The 19,947-nt window shown below is 64.4% G+C and carries 20 protein-coding genes; 8 read left to right on the top strand and 12 right to left on the bottom strand.

Going from position 1 to position 19,947, the window contains the following annotated elements:
- Positions 1–914 (top strand): glycogen/starch/alpha-glucan phosphorylase (locus QRN51_RS04625; RefSeq protein ID WP_284988804.1); only part of this gene is annotated, 914 nt, incomplete at its 5' end.
- Between the two features lie 35 nt (positions 915–949).
- On the opposite strand, the gene QRN51_RS04620 is transcribed toward QRN51_RS04625, so the two are convergent.
- Positions 950–1,309: a barstar family protein gene (locus QRN51_RS04620; RefSeq protein ID WP_284988803.1), complete on the bottom strand. Its 360-nt coding sequence runs from the start codon at positions 1,307–1,309 to the stop codon at positions 950–952.
- A 5-nt stretch (positions 1,310–1,314) separates the two neighbouring features.
- Complete coding sequence (glgX, locus tag QRN51_RS04615) at positions 1,315–3,423, bottom strand: glycogen debranching protein GlgX (protein ID WP_284988802.1); 2,109 nt, start codon at positions 3,421–3,423, stop codon at positions 1,315–1,317.
- Positions 3,424–3,705: 282 nt separating this feature from the next.
- Here glgX and QRN51_RS04610 point away from each other — a divergent pair, with 282 nt between their 5' ends.
- A complete protein-coding gene (locus QRN51_RS04610) occupies positions 3,706–4,518 on the top strand; it encodes a carbon-nitrogen hydrolase family protein (protein WP_284988801.1) in 813 nt (270 codons plus the stop codon).
- Positions 4,519–4,690: 172 nt separating this feature from the next.
- Here the strand turns inward: QRN51_RS04610 and rlmB are convergent, their stop codons facing one another.
- The 5 genes from rlmB to QRN51_RS04585 all read right to left on the bottom strand — a co-directional run bounded on the left by rlmB (position 4,691) and on the right by QRN51_RS04585 (position 9,273).
- Positions 4,691–5,686: a 23S rRNA (guanosine(2251)-2'-O)-methyltransferase RlmB gene (rlmB, locus tag QRN51_RS04605; protein WP_284753371.1), complete on the bottom strand. Its 996-nt coding sequence runs from the start codon at positions 5,684–5,686 to the stop codon at positions 4,691–4,693.
- 79 nt (positions 5,687–5,765) lie between these two features.
- Entirely contained in the window at positions 5,766–7,229 is a 1,464-nt protein-coding gene (cysS, locus tag QRN51_RS04600) for a cysteine--tRNA ligase (protein ID WP_284988800.1), read from the bottom strand.
- Positions 7,230–7,297: 68 nt separating this feature from the next.
- Positions 7,298–7,807 (bottom strand): 2-C-methyl-D-erythritol 2,4-cyclodiphosphate synthase, encoded by a 510-nt coding sequence (gene ispF / locus QRN51_RS04595; protein ID WP_370872236.1) that lies wholly within the window; start codon positions 7,805–7,807, stop codon positions 7,298–7,300.
- Positions 7,808–7,830: 23 nt separating this feature from the next.
- Positions 7,831–8,613 carry a 2-C-methyl-D-erythritol 4-phosphate cytidylyltransferase gene (gene ispD / locus QRN51_RS04590; protein WP_284988798.1) on the bottom strand — a complete coding sequence of 261 codons (783 nt, stop codon included), beginning with the start codon at positions 8,611–8,613 and terminating at the stop codon, positions 7,831–7,833.
- 177 nt (positions 8,614–8,790) lie between these two features.
- Positions 8,791–9,273 (bottom strand): CarD family transcriptional regulator, encoded by a 483-nt coding sequence (locus tag QRN51_RS04585; RefSeq protein ID WP_011690592.1) that lies wholly within the window; start codon positions 9,271–9,273, stop codon positions 8,791–8,793.
- Between the two features lie 295 nt (positions 9,274–9,568).
- Between QRN51_RS04585 and QRN51_RS04580 the strand changes: the two genes are divergently transcribed.
- Positions 9,569–10,141 carry a hypothetical protein gene (locus tag QRN51_RS04580; RefSeq protein WP_284988816.1) on the top strand — a complete coding sequence of 191 codons (573 nt, stop codon included), beginning with the start codon at positions 9,569–9,571 and terminating at the stop codon, positions 10,139–10,141.
- 103 nt (positions 10,142–10,244) lie between these two features.
- On the opposite strand, the gene QRN51_RS04575 is transcribed toward QRN51_RS04580, so the two are convergent.
- Both QRN51_RS04575 and QRN51_RS04570 read right to left on the bottom strand, forming a co-directional pair.
- Positions 10,245–10,925 carry a winged helix-turn-helix domain-containing protein gene (locus tag QRN51_RS04575; protein WP_059388662.1) on the bottom strand — a complete coding sequence of 227 codons (681 nt, stop codon included), beginning with the start codon at positions 10,923–10,925 and terminating at the stop codon, positions 10,245–10,247.
- Positions 10,922–12,127 (bottom strand): sensor histidine kinase, encoded by a 1,206-nt coding sequence (locus QRN51_RS04570; protein ID WP_284988815.1) that lies wholly within the window; start codon positions 12,125–12,127, stop codon positions 10,922–10,924. Before QRN51_RS04570 ends, QRN51_RS04575 begins: the two co-directional genes overlap by 4 nt.
- A 206-nt stretch (positions 12,128–12,333) precedes the next feature.
- Here QRN51_RS04570 and phoU point away from each other — a divergent pair, with 206 nt between their 5' ends.
- Positions 12,334–12,987, top strand: a complete 654-nt coding sequence (gene phoU, locus QRN51_RS04565; RefSeq protein WP_284753411.1) for a phosphate signaling complex protein PhoU — start codon at positions 12,334–12,336, stop codon at positions 12,985–12,987.
- A gap of 73 nt (positions 12,988–13,060) precedes the next feature.
- Here the strand turns inward: phoU and QRN51_RS04560 are convergent, their stop codons facing one another.
- Complete coding sequence (locus tag QRN51_RS04560; RefSeq protein ID WP_284988797.1) at positions 13,061–13,807, bottom strand: phosphoglyceromutase; 747 nt, start codon at positions 13,805–13,807, stop codon at positions 13,061–13,063.
- 133 nt (positions 13,808–13,940) lie between these two features.
- Here QRN51_RS04560 and QRN51_RS04555 point away from each other — a divergent pair, with 133 nt between their 5' ends.
- Positions 13,941–14,753, top strand: coding sequence for a class I SAM-dependent methyltransferase (locus QRN51_RS04555; RefSeq protein ID WP_502870847.1), 813 nt, complete (start codon positions 13,941–13,943; stop codon positions 14,751–14,753).
- A 43-nt stretch (positions 14,754–14,796) separates the two neighbouring features.
- On the opposite strand, the gene QRN51_RS04550 is transcribed toward QRN51_RS04555, so the two are convergent.
- Both QRN51_RS04550 and QRN51_RS04545 read right to left on the bottom strand, forming a co-directional pair.
- Entirely contained in the window at positions 14,797–15,135 is a 339-nt protein-coding gene (locus tag QRN51_RS04550; RefSeq protein WP_284988796.1) for a DUF2516 family protein, read from the bottom strand.
- A gap of 10 nt (positions 15,136–15,145) precedes the next feature.
- Entirely contained in the window at positions 15,146–16,330 is a 1,185-nt protein-coding gene (locus QRN51_RS04545; RefSeq protein WP_284988795.1) for a trans-sulfuration enzyme family protein, read from the bottom strand.
- 174 nt (positions 16,331–16,504) lie between these two features.
- Here QRN51_RS04545 and tmk point away from each other — a divergent pair, with 174 nt between their 5' ends.
- Genes tmk through QRN51_RS04530 form a run of 3 tightly spaced genes read left to right on the top strand, consistent with a single transcriptional unit; the run spans position 16,505 to position 19,945 of the window.
- On the top strand, positions 16,505–17,149 hold the full coding sequence (gene tmk / locus QRN51_RS04540; RefSeq protein WP_284988813.1) for a dTMP kinase: 645 nt from the start codon (positions 16,505–16,507) through the stop codon (positions 17,147–17,149).
- Entirely contained in the window at positions 17,146–18,294 is a 1,149-nt protein-coding gene (locus QRN51_RS04535; protein WP_284988794.1) for a DNA polymerase III subunit delta', read from the top strand. The genes tmk and QRN51_RS04535 overlap by 4 nt, the downstream gene beginning before the upstream one ends.
- Before the next feature lie 49 nt (positions 18,295–18,343).
- Positions 18,344–19,945: an alpha/beta hydrolase gene (locus QRN51_RS04530; RefSeq protein ID WP_284988793.1), complete on the top strand. Its 1,602-nt coding sequence runs from the start codon at positions 18,344–18,346 to the stop codon at positions 19,943–19,945.
- The last annotated feature ends 2 nt before the right edge of the window (positions 19,946–19,947 follow it).

The following is a 19,947-nucleotide window of genomic DNA, read 5'->3' as shown; positions in this document are numbered from 1 at the left end:
CCGCCGTGCGGCACCGGATCGTGTTCCTGCCCAATTACGACATCGCGATGGCCCGGACCCTGTTCCCGGGCTGCGACGTGTGGCTGAACAACCCGCTCCGGCCCCTGGAAGCCTGCGGGACCTCCGGGATGAAGGCCGCCATCAACGGCTCCCTGAACCTCTCGGTGCTGGATGGCTGGTGGGATGAGATGTACGACGGCGAGAACGGCTGGGCGATCCCGACCGCGAACAACGACGCGTCCCCGACAGAACGCGATGACATCGAAGCGGCCGCGCTCTACGAGCTCCTGGAAACCCAGGTGGCCCCGCGCTTCTACGGCTCCACGGTCTCCGCGGAAGCCGGCGCGGCCGGGCCCTCGCAGTCCGGCCCGGAAGCCGTGCCGACGCACTGGGTCTCGATGATCAAGCACACCCTGGCCCACCTCGGCCCCGCCGTCTCGGCCGACCGCATGCTCCAGGACTACGTCAACACCCTCTACCGCCCCGCAGCCGAGTCGGGACGGCGCGCCGTGGCCGGCTCGTTCAAGGAAGCGAAGGAACTCGCGGCCTGGACCACCAAGGTCCGCACCGCCTGGCCACAGCTGATCGTGGAACACGTCGATTCCATCGGCGTCTCCGAGGAGCCCCAGATCGGCGACACCCTCCAGGTCAACGCCTACATCGCCCTGCATACGCTGACACCGGACGATGTGAGCGTCGAGGTGGCCTATGGGCGGGCCGAAGAAAGCGATGAGCTGGAGGACATCACCGTGGCCGAACTGAGCTCGTTCGAGGACCTTGGCAACGGGCGCCACCTGTTCACCGGGTCCATCCTGATCAACCGCTCCGGGTCCTTCGGCTACACCGTCCGGGTCTTCCCGAAACACCCCTCCCTGGCCTCCAAGGCCGAACTGGGGCTGATCGTCAACGCGTAGCGGTTAACCGGGCGGGCCCTGCCCGCCCGGTCGCGCTAATGCTGGAAGACCGCTATGACAGCGAGGTCCCGCCCGGAGTAGAACTCGGCGTCCTGGAGGATTTCGCAGACCAACCCGAAGGACCGGTCCGTTCGGTAGACGGCAGGGACCTGCCAAATCAGGGTGACGGGTGGTTGCTCGTCCTCGGACACACTGTCTGCGAAATCGTGGAGTGAATCGTTGAGCGCATCCAGGTCCACGCCGTCGTACTCGGGGAAATCGAGCACCTGGCCGAACACTTCCAGGACGGCCTCCTTGTTTGCGGCCGGCGGCACCATCACGGTCCGGCGGCCGGCGTCGGACACTTGTTCCTGTAGTTCTTCGAGTGTCCACGTGTCTGCGGAATAGATTTTCATGGTTCCTAGGTGCGGTAGACGTTGATGGTGTTGCCTTGGACGACTTCCCGTTCGCCTGCCGCGACCAGCGCGCCCTGCCTGCGGTCATTGAGCTCGGACGTCGTCAGTCTTAGTTCGAACATCCGGCTGCCGGCACCGGATTCGGCGACCAGTTTGGGCAGGACGACCTTCTGATCGTCTTTGTTCCCGTTGATCACGAGCAAGCCGCGGTAGGCGCCGCCCTCCGAGCTCACCAGGAGTTGCACAACCCGCAGGGAAGGATCGTGCCAACGGGCCGCCGTCATGGGCTGGCCTTCCTCATCAAACCAGTCCAGGCCCGTCCCCTTGTCCGGGAAGCCCGCGTCCTGGGCCTGCATGAACTCCTTGCGGAGCCGGATCACCCGTTTGGTGCTCCGCAGCATGTCGTGCGATTCGGGTGTCTGGGTCCAGTCGATCCACGTCAGGGGGTTGTCCTGGCAATAGGCGTTGTTGTTTCCCTGCTGTGTGCGCCCAAGCTCGTCGCCGGCGGTGATCATGGGCACGCCGATGGAGATCATCAACGTCGTCATGAGGTTCCGTTTCGAAAGGGCACGGGCCGCGAGAATCCTCTCGTTCTCCGTTCGTCCTTCGAATCCGTGGTTGTAGCTGCGGTTGTCGCTGTGGCCATCGCGGTTTTGTTCGCCGTTGGCCTCGTTGTGCTTGCGGTCGTAGGACACCAAGTCGGCAAGCGTGAAACCGTCGTGGGCGGTGATGAAGTTGAGGGAGGCGAGCCTTGAGCGCCCAGAGGGTTCAAAGACCCGGGCTGAGCCAGTCAAGGCGTCCGCCAAGACCCCCACGTTTCCCCCGGACATCCCGGCGTCGGCAGCGCCCCGGTCAGAGAGCCAGAAGCGGCGCACGCCGTCGCGGAAGTGATCGTTCCAGTCCACCCATCCCTTGGGGAACCGCCCTGTCTGCCAGCCACCGTAGCCCACATCCCACGGCTCGGAAATGAGCTTGGTCTTGGAGATCACCGGGTCCTCCGCGATGCGCTTCAGGAAAGGATGTTCAGGATCGAACTCGTTGCCCGCATTGCGGCACAGGGTCACGGCAAGGTCGAAACGGAAGCCATCGATGTGGAATTCTTCCGCCCAATAGCGCAGCGATTCAATGGCCAGATCCACTACCCTCGGTTCCGCAAAATTGAGGGTGTTGCCGCAGCCCGTCGTGTCGAGGTAGCGGCCGTGGGCATCGTGGCGGTAATACCGCTGCTCGCCGAGGCCCCTGAAACTGAGGGTGTCGCCGTCGGGGCCGCCTTCCGCCGTGTGATTGTAGACGACGTCGAGGATCACTTCGATCCCGGCGGCATGCAGGAGCTTCACCATGCCTTTGAATTCATCCTGGACGGCGTGTGGCCCGGCCTGCTGGGCTGCCTGCGTGGCGTAGTCCGAGTGGGGCGCAAAGAAAGCTGCTGTGTTGTAGCCCCAATAATTGGTGAGGCCCAAGTACTGCAGGTGCTGCTCGTCGATGTGGAAGTGGATGGGAAGCAATTGGACAGCCGTGACTCCCAATGAGTGGAAGTGCTCGATCATGGCGGGGTGGGCCATGCCCGCGTAGGTGCCGCGGAGGTGCTCGGGGATATCCGGATGCAGCATGCTTTGGCCGCGGACGTGTGCCTCGTAGACAATAGTCTCCCGCCACGGCGTGCGCAGCGGACGGTCGTCGCCCCAATCGAAAGCCGAGTCCATCCGCACGGAGGTCAGCAGTTCTCCGCGCTGGTGCACCGCCCGACCGTAAGGATCCAGCAAGAGCTGCTCGGCGTCGTCGGCGTCAAAGTCCGGAGCAGGCACAGATAGTGGAAGTGTGTCCTCGTGGACTGCTGCCCGGAAGCCGTACCGGGTGCCGAGCGGAAGCCCGTCCACGATCCCGTGGTGCACGCCGTCCTCGAGTTTGGGCAGCGTGTGGACTTTCCAGGAGTCGCCCGGGGCCTTGTAGGCGATTTCGACTCGAGCGAGTCCGGGGGCCCATACAGCGACGTTGACCCGGTCCGGCGAGGAGGTGTCGCGGTCGGATTTCCCGGGCAGCGGAACACTGAGCCCGAGCGGCGACGGCCGCGAGGCGTCCACTGTAGATGCTGTGTCAAAAATCGGCATAACCATTAGTTGAGAGTTTAGTCTCCAGCGCCAATTCTCCCTTGCCCACGGCCCATATGACAGTGCCCGCATCCTCCGGTCGGACCCAAACCGACGGCCCCCGGGAGCGCAAACAAGCTGCTCACCTGCTGAAACGTCATCTCCCCCGGCCCGTTGCGCTTTTCGTGAAACCGGTCGTTGGAGCGGATTGTGTCGGTTGCGCGGAAGACGCCCGCGCGCACGCGGATGAGTTCGTATCCTCGGCGCGGTCGTTGCATACTTTGGCTATACACCAATGTGGAGGTAATCGTGCGAATCGCTCTTGCTCAACTCATCAGCGGCCGCGAGCTGGCAGACAACCTGGTCCTGTTGGAAGACTACGCGCGCCGGGCCAAGGAGGGCGGCGCCGAGCTCGTGGTGTTCCCGGAAGCGACCATGCGGGCGTTCGGAAATTCCCTGCTCGACATCGCCGAGCCCCTGGACGGGCCATGGGCAAGCCGGGTGCGGAAGATCGCCCAGGATCTTGGGATCGTGATCGTGGCCGGAATGTTCACCCCTGGAGTGGCCTCCGACGGCAGCAGCAGCGGCAAGGTCCGGAACACCCTGATCGCCACCGGGCCCGGAGTGGACACCAGCTATGACAAGATCCACCTTTTCGACGCGTTCGGCTTTGCGGAATCCGACACCGTCGACGCCGGCACCAATCCGGTGACGTTCGACGCCGGTGGCCTCACCTTTGGCCTGGCCACGTGCTACGACATCCGATTCCCGGCGCTCTTCACGGCCAATGCCGAGCGCGGAGCCGATGTGAATATCGTGTCCGCTTCCTGGGGAGCCGGACCGGGGAAGGCGGAGCAGTGGAAGCTGCTCGCGCGGGCCCGGGCTCTCGACACCACGACCTTCGTCCTTGCGTGCGGTCAGGGCGATCCAGTGACCCAGGGCCGTGAACCCAAAGGTGCGGCACCCACCGGAGTGGGGCACTCCGTCGTCGTGTCCCCCTTGGGAAACGTGTTGGAAGAGCTCGACGCCGAACCCGGCCTCTTGTTCGCGGAACTGGACGCCGCCGTCGTCGAGGACGCGCGGGTCAAACTCCCGGTCCTGGCGAACCGCCGCGACTTCTGAAGGTAACGGCAACGCTGGCTCACATCTGGCGTCAAAAACAAGGACGCTCGCTCACATCTGGGGATAAATAGACGGACGCCCGCTCACCTAAGTGAGCGGGCGTCCGTCGGAAACACCACATAAGTGAGCGAGCGTCAGTATTTGGCCGGCGGCTGGGCCGCCACCCAATCGGCTACTTGGCCGCGCGCTGCCTTGAGACTTCGTACAGGGAGATGCCCACTGCCATAGAGGCGTTGAGCGATTCCATGGCGGAGTCGATCGGGATGGAGATGATCTGGTCGCAGTTTTCGCGGACCAGGCGGCTGAGGCCCTTGCCCTCGGAACCCACCACAATGCACACGGGATCGGTGGCCAAGGAGAGATCCGGCAGCGAGACATCGCCGTCGCCGTCCAGGCCCAACACGAAGATACCCATCTGCTTGAACTGCTTGAGGGCGTTGTTCAGGTTGGATGCCCGGGCCACGGGAACGCGGACCGCCGCGCCTGCGCTGGTCTTCCAAGCCGAAGCGGTGACACCGACGGAGCGGCGCTCGGGGACAATCACGCCGTGGCCGCTGAAGGCGGAAACGGAGCGGATGATGGCGCCCAGGTTGCGGGGGTCGGTGATGCCGTCGAGCGCAACGAAGAGGGGCGCGTTGGGGATGTACCCCTTCTTCCATTTGGCGACCGTCTCTTCGGCGAGGTCGTAGGCGTCCTGGTATTCGTACGGCGGGATCTGCAGCACGAGGCCCTGGTGGACAGCGTCTTCGGTCATGCGGTCAAGCTCGGGCTTACCGGTTTCCAGCAGCGGGATGCCGCGTTCGGCAGCGAGTTTGAGGGATTCCTTGACGCGGTCGTCCATCTCGATCCGGATGGCAACGTGCAGTGCCTTCGCGGGGATTCCGGCGCGCAGTGCCTCCACCACGGAGTTGCGTCCGGTGACCACTTCCTCGGTAGCGCGTCCCTTGGGGCCCGAGCGGGCGCCCGGGTTGGAGCGGCTGGCGCCTCCGGCCGCACGCTTGGCCGCGGAGCGTTCAGCAAGCTGCTTGCTCTTGTACGCCTTGTGGTACTCGCGGTCCTCAGCCTTGGGGGTCGGACCCCGGCCTTCGAGGGCCTTTCGACCGTGGCCACCGGTTCCGGTGGTGGGGCCCTTCTTGCTCTTGACAGCCCGGCGACCGTTGTTGGCCATGAATTCCACCCTTGATTGTGTTGAGTACGTCTGCAATCAAGTCTACTGAATCAACTTAAATCGGGACGACGGCCCTTTCTCAGTCCCGTTTGAGGCTCCAGCTGGCGCCGTCGGCGCCATCCTCGACGGCGATACCGGCTGCCGCGAGAGTGTCCCGGATCGCGTCGGAAGCCGCCCAATCCTTGTTGGCCCGCGCGTCGGCCCGCGCCTGCAACTGGGCTTCCACAAGGACCTCAAGGGCCTGGGCGGTCTCGGAATTCTCCTGGACCTCGCCGCGTACATCGTTCAGTCCGAGCACAGTGGTCATGGCCATCACGGCCTGGAGCGCCTGCCGGGCTCCCGCGTCGTCCCCGGACGCCAGCGCCGTGTTTCCGGCACGGACAGTCTCGTGCAGGGCGCCAAGGGCCTGCGGGACGTTGAGATCGTCATCCATGGCAGCAGCGAAGGCATCCGGCACGGGACTCGACTCAGGGTGGGCGGCAAACTCGCCACCGAACTTCTTGGAGGCTTTCGCAATAAAACCGTAGATACGCTCCACGGCAGCCGCAGCCTCCTGAAGCGAGGTGGGCCGGTAGTCCAGGATGGAGCGATACTGCGCCTGGCCGAGGTAGTACCGGACAACGCGCGGACTCGCGAGCTCGAGCATCTCCTCGGGGCTCACTGTGTTGCCCACCGACTTGGACATCTTTTCGCCCTCATACGTGACCATGCCGTTGTGCAGCCAGAAGTTGGCGAACTCGTCGCCCGCGGCCTGCGATTGTGCCATCTCGTTCTCGTGGTGCGGGAAGCGGAGGTCCAATCCGCCGCCGTGGATGTCGAACTGCTGGCCCAAGTACTTCGTAGCCATGGCGGAGCATTCAAGATGCCAACCCGGCCGGCCGGTTCCCCACGGCGAAACCCAGCTCGCCGTCGTCGGCTCCCCGTCCTTGTAACCCTTCCACAGCGCGAAGTCCCGCGGGTCGCGCTTCCTGTTGCTGAATTGCGGCTCGACGTCGGCGGCGCCCTGCATATCGTCGATGTTCTGGCGGGTCAGCGAGCCGTACTTGCTCCAGGAGCGGATGTCGAAGTAGACGTCGCCGGAGTCGTCCAGCGCAGGGTAGGCGTGGCCGCGGTCGATGAGCCTTTGAATGAGGGCGTGCATCTCCGGGATATGGCCGGTGGCGCGCGGTTCGTACGTGGGGCGGGAAACGCCCAGGACGTCGTAGGCCTGCTCGAATTCCTGCTCGTAGCGGTAGGCCAGGGCCCACCATTCTTCCTCGGCCTTGGCTGTTGGTTCCTCGGCCCAGTCCGGCCCGAATGACTGCGCCGACTTGGCGAGGATCTTGTCGTCGATGTCTGTGACGTTGCGGACAACGGTGACACGCAGGCCGCGATATTCAAGCCAGCGGGTCAACTGGTCAAAGGCGATCGCGGAGCGGACATGTCCCACGTGCGGCATCCCCTGCACCGTGGCACCGCAGTAGTAGACGCTGGCCTTGCCGGCTTCAAGGGGAACGAAGTCGCGGACTTCGGCGGATGCGGTGTCGTAAAAGCGCAGGGTCACCGCTCCAGATTAGCGGATGCGGACCATCAGGCTTCGTTGGGCGCCATCCGTCCCTGTTTAGGCGCGATTTAGGCGCTATCGCCTTTGTGCGCTCCCGGCACGGCGTACACGAGTGCCGTGGCGACGGCGGAAATGCCCTCGCCACGCCCCGTGAAACCCAAGCCATCGCTGGTGGTTGCCGTGACGCTGACGGAAGCTCCAGCGGCGGCGCTGAGGACACGCTGCGATTCTTCACGCCGCGGCCCGAACTTTGGCCTGTTGGCAACGAACTGCACTGCCACGTTCCCGATTTCGAAACCGGCGGCACGGACGATCCTGGCAGCCTCCCCCAAGAGTTTCACCCCGGACGCACCCGCGAGTTCGGGACGGTCCGTGCCGAAATGCGTGCCCAGATCACCGATGCCGCACGCCGAGAAGAGCGCGTCCGCAGCCGCATGGGCGACGCAATCGCCGTCGGAATGCCCCGAAAGTCCGCGCTCCCCCTCCCAAAACAGCCCGCCGAGCCATAGCGGCTGCGGATCGTTGTCAGGTGCGTAGGCGTGCACGTCCACCCCGATGCCGGTGCGCGGCAGGATCATCGTTACGTTCTGCGAGCCTGCCATCAGCCTTCCACCCAGCGGACTCCGAGCGGCCCTTCCAGCAGGCCTTCGGCAATGATGAGGTCCAGCGGCGTGGTGATCTTCAACGACTGGCTGGCGCCCCGGACCGCGTGCACGGGCACGCCCAGGAGCTCGACGAGCATGGCGTCGTCCGTGACTGCCGCCGACTGCTCGTCGTCGAACGTCGCGGCCGCCGCGTGGGCGCGCAGCAAAGTCTCATAGTCGAATCCCTGCGGAGTCTGCACGGCGCGCAGTTGTTCGCGCGGGGCGGTGCCCGTGACGATCTCCGGCGCGATTCCGGCGTCGTCCCCGTCCGTTTCCGCAACCATCTTGACGGTGTCCACCACCGGAATAGCGGGGATGACCGCTTTGGCGCCCGACGAGAGCGCAACGGCTACGCGGTGGAAGACCCGGTCGGGAGTCAAGGCACGCGCGGCGTCGTGAACCAGCACAGCGCGAGTTCCCTCAAGGACCGCCCCAAGGGCCGCCCGGACCGAAGCGGCACGGGTGGATCCGCCGTCGACCACGGTGATCAGCGGACCGTCAGCGCCCAGCTCTTGGCGGAATTGTTCACAAAGCTCGCGCATTTCCAGATCGCCTGCGGGAACTGCCACGCAGATCTGGCGGGCAACATCGGCGGTCGCGACGCCGCGAAGGGCATGGGTCAGGATCGTTTCGCCGCCCAGCGGCACTTTCGCCTTGGGCATGCCGTAGCCAAGCCGCTCACCGGAGCCTGCCGCAACGACGACGACGGCGGTGGCCTCGCGCTGGGATGGTGTAGTCATGCGCCCAAGCCTACGTGGTGCCCACCGGCCCAACTAGCTAGCACTAGGTGTCGTTTTGGTCGCCCAGAACGACACCTACTGCGAGTTGGTTGGGCTGCGGCGCTGGGAGCTCAGCTTTCGGGCAAAAGGAAACCCCGGCAGCAGGTTGCTACCGGGGTTCAAATCTTTGAATCTCTGTTAGGAAGCCAGAACTTCGTCGAGAACGCTTGCGGCTTTCTCTTCGTCGGTCTTCTCAGCCAATGCCAGTTCTGAAATCAGAATCTGACGAGCCTTGGCCAGCATTCGCTTCTCACCTGCGGAAAGGCCGCGATCGTGATCACGGCGCCAAAGATCGCGGACGACCTCTGCAACCTTGATGACGTCGCCGGAAGCAAGCTTCTCCAGGTTTGCCTTGTAGCGACGGGACCAGTTGGTGGGCTCTTCAGTGAACTCGGCGCGGAGAACGTCGAATACGTGCTCCAAGCCTTCCTTGCCCACTACGTCGCGGACCCCAACAAGGTCTACGTTTTCTGCTGGAACTTCAATGGTCAGATCACCCTGAGCCACCTTGAGCTTGAGATACATTTTCTCTTCGCCCTTGATAGTGCGCATCTTGATTTCTTCAATTTTTGCTGCACCGTGGTGAGGGTAAACTACTGTCTCGCCGACCTCAAAAACCATGTGGACTTTCCCCTTTCCCGCAGACCAGTTTATCACGCTTAAGGCATACGATTGGCACGGAAAGGGGTCCTGAGCCCAGTAAATACGCGGAAAATGGCCTTTTCGACCCTCCGGCACCCTCTTGACGGGAGGGCATAAAAGTGCATTGGACGCAGCGTTCCGGATGACCCTACTCCTTCTGGAGGGCCGCCACAATGGTGATCGGAATCCTTGTTCCTGCTAGTTTGCCGATAGGCTATGGCTGAAAAGTGTTCCAATGACTCTTAGAGGAGTACGTGTCGTGCGCATTACTGCGATGAACCGTGTCCAGCGCGGCAAACTGGCGATGGCGGCGGCCGCCATCAGCATCGGTCTCTTGTCCGTGACCGGCTGTGGCTATATCAACCCCCAGCAGACCAACGAGCAGTACTCTCCGTCTGATGGCGTCAGGGATGACCTCGGTTCGCTTCAGCTGCGCAACATGCTCATCGTCGCCACGGACGCCAACAAGCCGGGACGCGTCATTGGTGCCGTGTTCAACACTTCCTCGAGCGATGCAACCCTGACCATCAGTGGCGCAGGCGGCTCACAGGCGACTATTCCGGTCAAGGCCAAGTCCCAGACCTACCTCAACGAGAACACCGACCCCGCGATTCTGAGCACAAGCGGCGGAGCCCCGGGTTCCATGGTTTCCGTGACCATCAAGACCGGCTCCGATTCTCGCACCGTGCAGTTCCCGGTCCTGGATGCTTCGTTGAAGGAGTACTCGAAGTACCTCCCCACGGTTTCCGCTTCTCCGAGCCCCTCGGTCAGCGGTTCCGCCACCCCGAGCAGCAGTGCGACCTCGGGCACCAGCGCGACGCCGAGCGCAAGCGCAACCGGCCACTAGGCCGCCAGCGGCCTGCGCCGCTAGGGTCGGCAACAAGCTGGATCCACGAAGACAAAAAGGAAGGGCTCCCACGAGGGGAGCCCTTCCTTTTTGCTGTAGGTTCCTACGGCTCGAACTTGTAGCCCAGGCCCCGAACCGTCACCAGGTAGCGGGGAACAGAGGGGTCCGGCTCGATCTTGCTGCGCAAGCGCTTCACGTGGACATCCAGGGTCTTGGTATCGCCCACGTAGTCCGAGCCCCAGACGCGGTCGATCAGCTGCCCGCGGGTGAGCACCCGGCCTGAATTGCGAAGGAGCATCTCAAGGAGTTCGAATTCCTTCAGCGGAAGCGACACCTGTTCGCCGTTGACGCTCACTACGTGCCGCTCAATGTCCATCCGCACCGGGCCGGCCTGGACGGTGGACGTGATGAGTTCCTCCGGTTCGCCTTGGCGGCGCAGCACGGCACGCACGCGCGCCACGAGTTCCCTCGAGGAGTACGGCTTGGTGACGTAGTCGTCCGCGCCGAGCTCCAGGCCAACCACCTTGTCGATTTCCGAGTCCTTGGCCGTCAGCATGATGACCGGGACGCTGGAACGCTGGCGCAGTTGCCTGCAGACCTCAGTGCCAGGGGTCCCCGGAAGCTGCAAGTCCAGCAGCACCAGGTCGGCCCCGTTCCGGTCGAACTCCACCAAGGCGTCACTGCCGTTGTCCACAACCTGGACATCGAAGCCTTCCTTGCCCAATAGGTAGGACAGAGGGTCGCTGAAGGACTCCTCGTCCTCCACGATCAGAATCCTGCTCAAGCGCCAGCTCCTTGCTCTAGGGCGCGTACGGCGCCCGTCGTTTGAATCACGCTTCGGGGCTTCGCCCCGGCGTCGTCGTCCTCCTGGCCTTCCATTTCCGGAAGGCGGATGGTGAAAGTAGAACCTTGGCCTGGCTGGGACCAGACGGTGACCTCGCCGCCGTGGTTGGACACCACATGCTTGACGATGCTCAGTCCCAGGCCTGTTCCCCCGGTCTGCCGGGACCTCGCCGCATCCACACGGTAGAAGCGTTCGAAGATGCGTTCCTGGTCCTCCGGGCTGAGACCCTCGCCCTGGTCCGTGACGGAAATGGCCACCACGCCTTCTTTGGCGCGGACCCCCACTCCCACGCGGGTGTTCTCCGGCGAATAACGGATGGCGTTGTCGATCAGGTTCCGCAAGGCGGTCACCAACAGGTCCTGGTCGCCGAAAACCATCGTTTCCGTGCGGCCCCCGACGACGATCTTGATGTTCTTGAGCTCGGCCGGGAGCTGCGAGCGGTCCACGGCCTCGGAAATCACCGTATTGATGTCCACGGCGTGCCCTTGCTGTGCCACATTGGCACCTTGAAGCCGGGACAGCTCAATGATGTCCTGAACCAGCGCGGCCAGCCGTGTCGATTCCTTGTGCATGCGCTTCGCGAAGCGGCGCACGGCTTCTTCGTCGTCCGGGCTTGCCTCGAGCGCTTCCGCAAGCAGGGAGATGGCGCCCACCGGCGTCTTGAGTTCATGCGAGACGTTCGCCACGAAGTCGTTGCGGATCTCTTCGGTACGGGTGATTTCGGTACGGTCATCGGCCAGCAGGACGATATATTCCCATCCGAGCATGGCTGCCCTCACCTGGACCACAATGGTTCCCTTGCCCAATGGACCGCGGGGCAACTCGTAAGTCTCCTCGAGGATCACGCCGTCGCGCCGCACCTTTGCGGTCATGTCCAGCAACTGCTTGTGCACCACTGTGTGGCCCCGCACGAGGCCGTACGCATAGGCCGCGGGACTGGCCCGGACCACGCCGTCGATCGCGTCCACGACGACGAAAGCGCGCCCGACGACCGACAGCACCTCCGCTGCTCCCTCCGGAAGAAGCGGCTCGGTGACGTCCAGGTCCACGATCTTCCGCTGCCGTTCACTGAGCCTGAACGCGAGCACGCCAAAGACGCCGCACGACAGGCCGACTAGACCTGCGATGACACCGATGAGCACTGGATCCACGGATCTAGCTTATGCGCTCAAAACACTGCAAAATATGGAACGGTCACCAAACCGCCCCGATTCAGCTAACGTTCACCTAAAGGTGCGCAATCGTTCATTGACCACTGCCACTCTTACTAGTTGGACCGTAGTTAGCTGTGATGATTTCCGCGCCGTTAGAGGGGTGCGGAGGAGATTTCCAAGGAGAGGACGCCACCGTGCGCAAGGTTTTTCAGGAGGAGCTCATCCAGGTCGGTGAGGACCTCATCGAGATCTCAAAGCTGGTCACTGAGGCGATCCAGAACGCGACCACCGCCTTCGAAGGCGCCGACGTCGATCTTGCACAGGATGTCATTGCCGCCGACGCGCGGATCGACTTCCTGCAGAACGGCCTCGACGAGCGCGCCATCGACATCCTGGCCCTCCAGGGCCCTGTGGCAAGCGATCTCCGGATGATCGTCGGCTCCCTGCGGATGAGCGCATCCCTGGAGCGCATGGGTGACCTCGCCCGGCACGTGGCCCAGCTGGCCCGTTTGCGCTACCCGGCCACGGTCATCCCCGAGCAGCTGACGGCGACATTCAAGGACATGGCTCGCCTCGACCTCGAAATCATCCAGAAGGTGACGCTGCTCCTGGAGTCCCGCGACCTCGAAGTTGCCCGCGACATCCTCAAGCTCAACATCCGCGTGGACGATCTGCACTTGAGCGTCTTCAGGGCAATCGCTGATCCTGCCTGGGCCGAGACTGCAGCCACCACGGTGGATGTGGCCCTCGCCAGCCGCTACTTCGAGCGTTTCGCCGACCACGGCGTCTCCGTTGCCCGCAAGGTGACCTACCTGGTCACCGGTGAATGGCAGCCTGAAGGCTTCTAGCCAGTCTTAGCAAACAACGACGGCGGCCGGCCCACCTCGCAAGGTGGGCCGGCCGCCGTCGTTCTCTCAAAAACTACTTCTTGCCCTGGGCAGCTACAGCCTTGATGGACTCTGCCGCTGCCTCTGGGTCGAGGTAGGTTCCGCCGGGGTTGATCGGCTGGAAGTTCTCGTCCAGGTCGTAGACCAGCGGGATGCCGGTGGGGATGTTGAGGCCCGCGATGTCTTCGTCGCTGATGCCGTCGAGGTGCTTGACGAGCGCGCGCAGGGAATTGCCGTGAGCCGTGACCAGGACGGTCTTGCCCGACTTGAGGTCTTCCTTGATGTCGGATTCCCAGTACGGCAGGAGACGCACGAGGACGTCCTTGAGGCATTCGGTGCGCGGGAGGGCATCGCCGAGGTCCGCGTAACGGGGATCGTGTGCCTGGGAGAACTCGCTGTCGTCGGAGAGCGGGGGCGGCGGGGTGTCGTAGCTGCGGCGCCATTCCATGAACTGCTCTTCACCGAACTCAGCGAGGGTCTGGGCCTTGTCCTTGCCCTGCAAGGCGCCGTAGTGGCGCTCGTTGAGGCGCCAGTCACGCTTGACCGGAATCCAGCCGCGATCGGCCTTGTCCAAGGCGATGTTCGCGGTGTTGATGGCCCGCTTGAGCAGGGACGTGTACAGGATGTCCGGGAGAATGTTGTTCTCGACCAGAAGCTCTCCGCCGCGGGCTGCTTCCTCGCGGCCTTGGTCGTTCAGGTCGACGTCCACCCAGCCGGTGAACAGGTTCTTGGCGTTCCAGTCGCTGTGGCCGTGGCGCAGCAGAATCAGCTTGTAAGTCATGGTTTTCATCCTAGGCGATCAAGCCCTGCCGTTGCCGGGCGTTACGCCCTCCACAACGCGGGGTCACTTAGCGCCGGTGTTCGTCCGCCGGATGGGCCGTAAGTGACCCCGCGTTGGAGGATAAAGTGGGACGGTGGTGCGAAAAGCGGAGCGGGTGCAGGGAAGGCGCGGCAAACCCGTCGGAAACATCACCAGGGGCACCACCAATCCCAACCGCATGCGCCGTTTGGACCGCTGGTTGGCGGGCCCGCAGGGATGGCGGCTACGCTCCGCCGTCGACCCCTTGGTAGTGGACCTTGGCTACGGCGCTTCCCCGGCCACCGCCGTCGAACTCTTCGAAAGGCTGCAGGCCGTCCGCCCGGACGTCCGCGTGTGCGGGATCGAGATCGAACCCGAGCGAGTCAGTATCGCGAAGCCCTTGGAAAGGCCCGGGCTCAGCTTCCACGTGGGCGGTTTCGAGGTTCCTGTTCCGGGCAATCCAGTGTTGGTGCGCGCCTTCAACGTACTGCGGCAATACGAGGAGTCGGACGTGGCGGGGATCTGGGCGCTCGTGCAGTCGCGGTTGGCACCGCAGGGGTTGTTCATCGACGGTACGTGTGACGAAATCGGCCGCAGGGTGACGTGGGTTGCACTGGATCCGGACCGGCCGTTGAGCCTGAGCCTGTCCATGCGGTTCGGCGGCTTCGAACTGCCCTCTGACGTGGCCGAACGCCTGCCCAAGGCACTCATCCACCGCAATATCCCCGGCGAACGCATCCATGCTTTCCTGAATGCGTTGGACCAAGCCTGGCTGGAAGCCGCACCAATTGCGTCCTTCGGCAGCAGGCAGCGGTGGACCGCCATGTGCCAATCAATGCGCGACGCCGGTTGGCCCCTTCAGGACGGACCCTCGCGCTGGCGCTTGGGGGAACTTACGGTCGACTGGTCAGCGGTGGCCCCGGCTTAGTTGGCCCCGGCCTGAGCTTGCGAAGGCTGGGAGCCGGTGGGGATCACCAGGGACCGTACGGCCCCTGGTTGCGGCCGCTGTTGCCGATTTCCTTCACCGCGGGACGGACGTCCGCCAAATAGACGCACCCCGCGGTGACAGCCGCGATGCCGAAGAAGCCGAAGCCACTGCCGCCACCGAGCAGGGAAAGCCCGCCGATCACCGCTGCGATGCCGGTCAGGGCAAGCCAGAAAGTCTTGGTGCGCTTGGACGCGGCCTCAAAGGACGAGGGTTTGTGGCGCAGGCAATCGACCAGCGCCCACAGCTCCAAAGCGAAGGCGACCAGTCCCAGAATGAACCAAATCCCATTCTGGATGTTTGAAATCAAAATTTTTCCGTCCACGCCCACAAGCCTAGCGGTCAAGCGACTTGAGCGCTTGCTCCAAATCCGCCCAGAGGTCTTCGACGTTCTCGATTCCGACGCTCATCCTGACCAGGTTGTCCGGCACACTGAGCGGCTCGGCGGTGTGCCGGCGTCGGCGTTCGATGAGGGATTCGACGCCGCCCAGCGACGTCGCCGGGATCCACAACTGCAATGCACGAACCAGCTGATCTGCCGCGTCGGCACCGCTGCGGGTCCCGTCTCCGGCGAGCTGGATGCAGAGGATCGAACCGAAGCCCTTCATTTGGGACTTGGCCCGCTCATGGCCGGGATCGGTGGGCAGGCCCGGGAAACGGATCGACTCGACGCGGGGGTGGGTACTCAGCCGCTCGGCCAGGGTTGCGGCAGAAGCTTGCGAGCGCTCGATCCGGAGTGCCAGCGTGCGCAGTCCGCGGAGCGCGAGCCAGGCCTCGAACGGGCCCGCGATGCCGCCGTGGATGATGCGGTGGTGCAGGAGTTCCCCGCGCAGCCCGGCGTCGGATGTCACCAAGGCGCCGAGTACGACGTCGGAGTGGCCGGCCAGGTATTTCGTCACCGAATGGAGCACGACGTCGGAGCCCAGGCTGAGGGGCTGCTGGACGAGCGGCGTGGAGAAGGTGTTGTCCGTGACCACGATGGCGCCGGCCTCATGGGCCGCGGTGGCCAGGGCCCGGACGTCGGCGATGCCGAGCATGGGGTTGGTGGGACTTTCGATCCACAGCATGCTGGCGGGCTTTCCATCCGCGGGGGCGAGCTGCGCCTTGACGGCGTCGGTGTCCGCGATGTCGACGGTCCGCAATTCAAGGATGCCCTTGGCCGCGAGTTCGGTGGCCATGACGAGCGATCCTGCGTAGCTGTGCGTCGGCATGACGAGGACTCCCCCGGCCGGCACGAGCGACAACGCGGAACTCACCGCTGCCAGGCCCGAGGCATACAGCAGGCCGGGCAGCTCGGCTCCTTCCAGCTGGGCCAGCGCTTCCTCGAACGGATCCCACGTGGGGTTGGCATAGCGTCCGTAGCCGCGGTCGCCGTCGCTCAGTGCTCCCGTGCCGAAATACGTGGAGGACAGAACGATGGGCGGGTTGACGGGCTGGTCATGGCTTCGTTCGGGACGGCCTGCCGCCACCACCACAGTGTCAGGGGACAGATCTGCGGCATGTTCTCGGGAAAGACTCATTGCCCCAGCCTACGGCGCGGGGAGCGGGCGCTGGAAAGCTGTTACGGCTTCGTCTCGCCCAGCGGCAGGGTGCGTCGCGCCCGGGCGGGCGAGCGCCGCCGTCGGGCACTGTCAGAGTTCCTCTGTACGCTTAGATCCGTGACTACGCAGCGCCTCAAGCAGGACCAGAGCCCCATGCCGGACCAGCGCCCCGGACTCTTCATCGCCTTCGAAGGCGGGGACGGGGCCGGCAAGTCCACGCAGGCCGCCCGCCTGGCTGAGTCGCTCGAGTCCCTTGGCTTTTCCGTGCTGCGCACCCGGGAGCCCGGAGGCACGCCGATCGGTGAGAAGCTGCGTTCCCTCGTGCTGGACCACGGCCACGGCGCTATTGATCCCCGGACCGAGGCCCTGATGTTCGCAGCCTCCCGGGCCGCCCACGCAAGCCAGGTCATCCGCCCGGCGTTGGCACAAGGCGCAGTGGTGATCACGGACCGCTATATAGACTCCTCCGTCGCTTACCAGGGCGCCGGCAGGGATCTCGGAACCGTCGACGTCAGGCGGCTCAACGAATGGGCCACCGAAGGACTCGAGCCGGACCTGACGGTCCTCCTCGACGTCCACCCCGGCGATGGCCGGGACCGCAGAACTGCCGGAGACGCTGCCGAGGACCGGCTCGAGTCGGAACCGGACGATTTCCACGCCCGCATCCGTGCCGCTTTCCTGGAACTGGCACAGGCGCGCCCGGAGACGTACCTCGTGCTGCCCGCCAAGGATGCCGTCGAGGACCTCGCCGCGCAGATCCTCCGGCGCGTGCAGGACTTACTTGGGAGCCGCACATGAGCGTCTGGGACGAGCTCCAGGGCCAAGCGCCCGTCGTCGCGCAATTGCGCGCGGCTGCCCAAGGCGAAGGCCTCACGCACGCGTGGTTGTTCACCGGACCGCCGGGTTCGGGCCGTTCCAACGCGGCCAAGGCGTTCGCGGCGGCATTGAACTGTGAGCAGGACGACGTCGCACTTCGCGGCTGCGGCGAATGCGCATCGTGCCGGACCATCCTTGGCGAGACCCACTCAGACGTGACCTTCGTGCGCACGGAGAAGGTCACCATCACCATCGAAGAAGCCCGCCAGCTGGTGTCCAAGGCCGGCGACCGGCCGGCGTCGGGCCGCTGGCGCATCATTGTGGTGGAGGACGCGGACCGTATGGCCGAGCGCACCACCAACGTACTGCTTAAGGCCATCGAGGAACCCACACCCCGGACCATCTGGATGCTGTGCGCACCGTCGCCCGCGGATGTGCTGGTCACCATCCGCTCGCGTTGCCGTCCCGTGAGCCTTCGGATTCCGCCGGCTGCCGACGTCGCCGCCCTGCTGGTAAGGCGCGACGGCGTCGACCCCGCCATCGCTGACCGGGCCGCCCGCGCTGCCCAAAGCCACATCGGCATTGCGCGTCGGCTGGCCCGCGATCCGGAGGCCAGGGAACGCCGGATGGAGACTGTCCGTTTCCCGCTGGGCCTGAGGGGCGTCACTGCCGCCGTGATGATGGCCGAAAAGCTGGTCAAGATCGCGACCGATGAGGCCAACAGCTCCAACGACGAACGCGACGCCGCCGAAAAGGTCGCCCTGCTCGCGAGCTTGGGCGCTCCGGAATCGGGCACGCTGCCGCCGTCGATGCGAAGCCAGGTGAGGCAACTTGAGGACGACCAGAAACGGCGGGCCAAGCGCTCCATCACCGATTCCCTCGACCGCACGCTGACTGATCTGCTGTCCTTCTATCGGGACGTCCTGGTCATCCAACTGGGGAACGCCGTGGAGTTGGTCAACGTTGAACTCAGGAGTGAACTGGAGGCCTATGCGGCAGGCTCCACGCCTGAAATCACCTTGGCCCGCATGGATGCCATCAACAAGGCGCGCGTGCGGATCACCACCACCAACGTGGCACCGCTGCTGGCCGTCGAGTCCATGGCGAGCAGCCTGATTCAGCAATAGCCGGATAGTTTAGAAGTACAGCACGCTTCCCCAGCCTGAGGAGAAACGCATGACCCCCGCACGACGCCGGCCCGCCGGGTCCAGTTCCAGGACACGGTTCCCCTCACTGCGGCGGGTGGCAGCGGCAGTCGCTGCCACGGTCTCCGCGAGCCTGCTGCTGAGCGGCTGCGTTTTCTCGGTACCGGCGCCCAACGATGGTGCCGGCAACGGGTCCGGCAACGTCAGCACCCCGGATGCGTCCATCGCCGCCGCGGCGCCGGCAGGACTGGAGAGTTTCTACTCCCAAAGAGTGAACTGGACGTCCTGTGAGCAGGGATTCCAGTGCGCCAACATCAAAGTGCCGGTGGACTATGCCAAACCCGATGGTGACAGCATCTCCATCGCGGCCATCCGGCTCCAGAGCCAAGGCACAAAGAAGGGTTCACTCCTGGTGAATCCCGGTGGCCCCGGCGCTTCGGGCTATGACTTCGTCAGGGACGCGGCGAAAACCCACTTCACCAGCAAGCTGCGGTCCAGCTTCGACCTGGTGGGCTTCGATCCCCGCGGCGTCAAGCGGTCGGCGCCGGTGACGTGCCTCAGCGATGCCGAGCGGGACGCTTCCCGCGAGAAGGTCTACAACTACGAAACCGACCAAGGCATCGCCGCGGCGTTGGCCGACACCAAGGCCATCAATACCAAATGCGTGGAAAAATCCGGGCCCGCCCTGCCGCACATTGACACTGCCAGCTCCGCCAAGGACATGGACATCCTCCGTGCAGTGCTGAACGACGCAAAACTCAACTACCTGGGCTTCTCCTACGGAACGTCCCTGGGCGCCACCTATGCATCCTTGTTCCCGAACAACGTCGGCAGGCTCGTTTTGGATGGCGCTGTGGATCCGGCCCTCACCAACGAGGACCTCACTGCGGGGCAGGCCGAGGCGTTCGAAAAGGAGCTCCGCACGTATGTGGCGGATTGCCAGGCAAGATCCGGATGCCCGATGACCGGCAGCGTCGATAATGGCGTGCAGCAGATCCAGGACCTCATTGCCGACGTCGAGCAGAATCCCAAGCGCGCCAAGGACGGGCGGCTGGTCACCGGGGCGACGTTCGTCAGCGGTATTTTCACCCCGCTCTACGACAACGAATCGTGGCCCGTCCTGACCCAGGCCCTGGTGGCCGCGTTCAAGGGCGACGTGTCGCTCATGCTTCGGATTGCCGACTTCGGCGCAGACCGGGACCCGAACGGCACCTACACCTCGAACACCCAGTTCGCGTTCAACGCCATCAACTGCCTTGACTACCCCATGGTCACGGACACGGCCGGGATGCGTTCCGAGGAAGCCCGGCTGAAGCAGCTCTCCCCAACCTTCGGCTACTACTTCGCTTACGGCGGCATCAACTGCAAGGACTGGCCCTACAAGCCCGTGCACACGCCTGCTCCCGTCAAGTACACGGGCTCGGCGCCGGTTGTGGTTATTGGCACCACCGGGGACCCGGCGACACCTGTCGCCTGGGCTGGTTCCCTGCGGAAACAACTCGGCAATGCTTCCCTCGTGACGTGGAAGGGCGAAGGCCACACCGCCTACGGCCGCTCCAACCAGTGCGTTTCCGACGCCGTGGACAACTACTTCGTGAATGGAACGGCGCCTTCAGACGGGACTATGTGCTGAGC

Origin of the sequence: Arthrobacter sp. efr-133-TYG-120 (assembly GCF_030209785.1) — a bacterium.
In the GTDB taxonomy this organism is placed as follows: domain Bacteria; phylum Actinomycetota; class Actinomycetes; order Actinomycetales; family Micrococcaceae; genus Arthrobacter.
The sequence above is the reverse complement of the archived record's forward strand: the minus strand, read 5'-3'. Positions and strand labels throughout refer to the sequence as shown.